Source organism: Actinomycetota bacterium, from assembly GCA_035759705.1.
Lineage (GTDB): Bacteria > Actinomycetota > CADDZG01 > JAHWKV01 > JAHWKV01 > JAJCYE01.
Genome location: DASTUJ010000082.1, coordinates 1 through 3,491, shown reverse-complemented (window position 1 = coordinate 3,491; position 3,491 = coordinate 1). Strand labels below are relative to the sequence as shown.

4 protein-coding genes are annotated in these 3,491 nt (G+C 65.1%); all 4 read left to right on the top strand.

Annotated features, from left to right (window positions below):
- Positions 1 to 189 precede the first annotated feature (189 nt).
- A complete protein-coding gene (locus tag VFV09_05445) occupies positions 190 to 1,092 on the top strand; it encodes a DNA alkylation repair protein (protein ID HEU4867156.1) in 903 nt (300 codons plus the stop codon).
- Positions 1,093 to 1,119: 27 nt separating this feature from the next.
- Positions 1,120 to 1,647 (top strand): dihydrofolate reductase family protein, encoded by a 528-nt coding sequence (locus VFV09_05440; protein HEU4867155.1) that lies wholly within the window; start codon positions 1,120 to 1,122, stop codon positions 1,645 to 1,647.
- A gap of 256 nt (positions 1,648 to 1,903) precedes the next feature.
- Positions 1,904 to 2,668 carry a L,D-transpeptidase gene (locus VFV09_05435; protein ID HEU4867154.1) on the top strand — a complete coding sequence of 255 codons (765 nt, stop codon included), beginning with the start codon at positions 1,904 to 1,906 and terminating at the stop codon, positions 2,666 to 2,668.
- A 36-nt stretch (positions 2,669 to 2,704) separates the two neighbouring features.
- Positions 2,705 to 3,491 (top strand): ATP-binding cassette domain-containing protein (locus VFV09_05430; GenBank protein HEU4867153.1); only part of this gene is annotated, 787 nt, incomplete at its 3' end.

The following is a 3,491-nucleotide window of genomic DNA, read 5'->3' as shown; positions in this document are numbered from 1 at the left end:
GAAGGAGCTGACCACCTTCCGGGTGGGGGCGCCCGGGATCAAGGCCAAGGTCGATGCGCTGAACCGCTTCGGGGAGTACTTCCTGGGGTCGTTGTGGGACGTCTACGCCACGAGGGTCCTCACCTACGGGCCGATCTAGCTACCGGAGGTCCGCCGGCACTCCAGTCCCGCAAGCCTTAGATTGCTCGAGTGAGTCCAGACGATCCTTTCCTGCTCAAAAACCTGTTCAACCGGGAGTCGGTCGGCGCCATCGGCGATGCGGTGCATGCCGGATTCCGGGGGTTCGACCGCTCCGCATTTATGGAGATGGTGTTCGACACCGGCTGGTCGGACCGGGAGCTGAAGCAACGAATCCGCCGCATCAGCGAGGCGTTGCACGAGATACTTCCCGGGACCTACCGGGATCAGCTCGACGTGTTGCTGGCGGCGGTGCCCCATGCCGCCGAAGGCTTCTCGTCGCTGGCGTTCTCCGACTTCGTCGAGGCCTATGGCACGGACGACTGGGAGGCATCGGTTCCCGCTCTCGCGCAGTTCACCCGGCTGGAGTCGGCCGAGTTCGCTATCCGGCCCTTCATCGCTTCCGATCAGGAGCGGACAATGGCCCGGATGCTCGAGTGGGCTGCAGACCCGGATCCCGCGGTTCGCCGCCTGGCGACCGAAGGCTGCCGGCCCCGGCTGCCCTGGGGCATGCGGCTGCATAAGCTGGCCTCCGACCCGGCGCCGATCCTCCCGATCCTCGAGCGGCTGCACGACGACTCCGACGAGTCGGTCCGCCGCAGTGTGGCCAACAATCTCAACGACATCTCACGGGATCACCCGGATGTCGTCATCAAACTGCTGTGCAGCTGGGATCCGAAACCCGGCACCGACACCTACAAGCTGGCCCGCCACGCCCTGCGGACGCTCCTGAAGCGGGGTGACGCGGGAGCGCTCGAGGTCATGGGCTTCAAGGCCGGATTATCGGTGAAGCTGGAGGAACTGAAACTGGAACCGCCCACCCCAAGGATCGGCGAGAGCGCCCGCCTCACCTTCACGATTGAGTCGACCCTGGACGACCCGCAGCCGGTGATGGTCGACTACACCATCCACTAAGGCCAACAACAGGCAAGGAGGAGATCCATGGGCAAGCTCATCGAAAGCACCTTCATTTCTCTCGACGGCGTTATGTCCGAACCCCAGAGGTGGGGACCGCCCTACTGGGACGACGAGCACGCCGGCTACTCCCGCGACCTGCTTTTCGCTTCGGACGCGCTGCTGCTGGGCAGGAAGACCTACGAGGGCTTCTCCCAGGCGTGGCCTTCGCGGAGCGGTGACGAGTTCACCGACCGGATCAACGGCATGCCGAAGTTCGTTGCCTCCCGCACGCTGACCGAGCCAATCTGGAACTCCAGCGTGATCGGCGAGAACCTGGTGGACGAGGTCACCGAGCTCAAGGCCGGGAAGAACCTGTTGAAGTACGGGACCGGGGAGCTCAGCCAGACCCTTTTCGAGAACAACCTGACCGACGAGTACCACTTCTGGCTCTTCCCGGTGATCGCAGGCAGCGGCCAGCGCCTGTTCGAGGGCCTCGACCTCACACACCTGAAGCTGGCGGACACCACCCGGTTCAACTCGGGAATAGTTGTGCTGAAGTACGTCCCAAAATAGGACGAAATGCGGTTAGAATCGTCGCCGTTCCGGGCGGATTAGCCGGCAGTTCAGCCGCACGCAAACGCCAGGGGCGGTGGAAAAGTCACTGAGCGCGGCTTTGAATTTACGGCAGCCGGGTAGGATGGGCGGCAGGCCGGCGCTCGCTGAAGCTCATAGCCCGGTCCGATCCTGAAGTGAAAATCGGCGACACGGGGGTCACAACATCAAAAAGTTTCACAAGATCGGCCTGGCGATAGTCGGTGTCCTCGCGTTGGTGGCAACCGGAGCCTTCGTATGGATTTCGGTGGGCACCGGTGCCGCAGAAGCCCCCGAAAAGAGGGCCAAGGCATCGCCGAAGGCGTCCGAGTCCGCCTCGCCGGAGCCCACTCCTTCCGAATCGCCCTCGGAATCGCCATCCCCGGAAACCCCGCTGGTATTCAAGCACCCCGGTGCGTCCCAGGCGGCGTTTGGGGCGGTCGGAGAGATCCCGATTCACAGCGGCCCCGGCGGCGCCCAAACCAAGACGATGCGAAATCCCACGGTTGAGGGGATGCAGGTGGTCTTTGGAGTCAAAGAGGTCCAGGGGGAGTGGCTCAAGGTCCAGCTTCCCGCCCGGCCGAACGGGGCCACGGGTTGGGTGCGCAAGTCCGACGTGCTGGTCAAGAGCGTGCCCAACCACATCATCATCGAGGTCGCCAAACGAAAGCTGAGCGTCTTCAGGGGTTCCAAGCTGCTGATGGCGACCCCGGTCGGAGTCGGAACCTCCAAGACCCCAACCCCGACCGGCAACTACTACGTCGACTTCTCCGTGAAGAACCCGGGGAGTCCCTACGGCGCCCACATGCTGAGCGTGGCAGCCTTCTCCAACGTGCTGACGAACTTTGGCGGCGGGGTCGGCCAGATCGCGATCCACGGCTGGGGCAACGACGGCTCGGTGGGCGCCTCTGCGAGCAACGGGTGCCTCCGGCTGCTGAACAAGGACGTCACCCGGCTGGCGGGAATGGCCGCTCCGGGCACGCCGGTGTTTATCCTCCCGTAACCGATAGTCTCGATCCAACTACCCGGGGGGTTGCGATTGGATGAGCTGGCGGTCCAAACGGAGGGGCTGGCCAAGGCCTACGGCGACGTGCACGCGGTGGACGGCGTGGACCTCGAGGTCGAACGCGGCGAGATCTACGGCTTCCTCGGCCCCAACGGCGCCGGCAAGACCACAGTCATCCGCATGCTTTCCACGCTGCTGGCGCCCACCAGCGGTCGGGCGTGGGTGGCGGGCCACAACGTCGTCAAGCATCCGGACGAGGTGCGCCTGCGCATCGGCCTCGCCCTGCAGGAGGCAGCCCTGGACGACAAGCAGACCGGGATCGAGATCCTCCGACTGCAGGGACGGCTCTACGGCCTCAGGCGTTCCGAGATCGACGCCCGCGTGAAGGCGATCACCTCCCTGGTCGACATCGGCGAAGCCCTCGGCCGCCGCATCGGCACCTACTCGGGCGGCATGAAGCGCCGGCTCGACCTGGCGGCCGCACTGGTGCACAACCCGGAGGTGCTGTTCCTGGACGAACCGACCACCGGCCTGGACCCGGTGAGCCGGACCCGGGTGTGGGAGGAGGTCCGTCACCTCAACGAGCGTCTCGGAATGACGATCTTCCTGACGACGCAGTACCTGCAGGAGGCCGACAATCGCCGACTACCTGGGCATCATCAACCAGGGCAAGATCGTGGCCGAAGGGACGCCGGACGACCTGAAGCGGCAGGTGGGGTCGGATGTGATCGTGGTCCAGGTGGCGGATGTCGACGGCGAGCCCGCCGAGCAGGCCTTGAAGATCCTGGCCGACGGGAGTGTCGAGCGCCGGGGCGGCGAG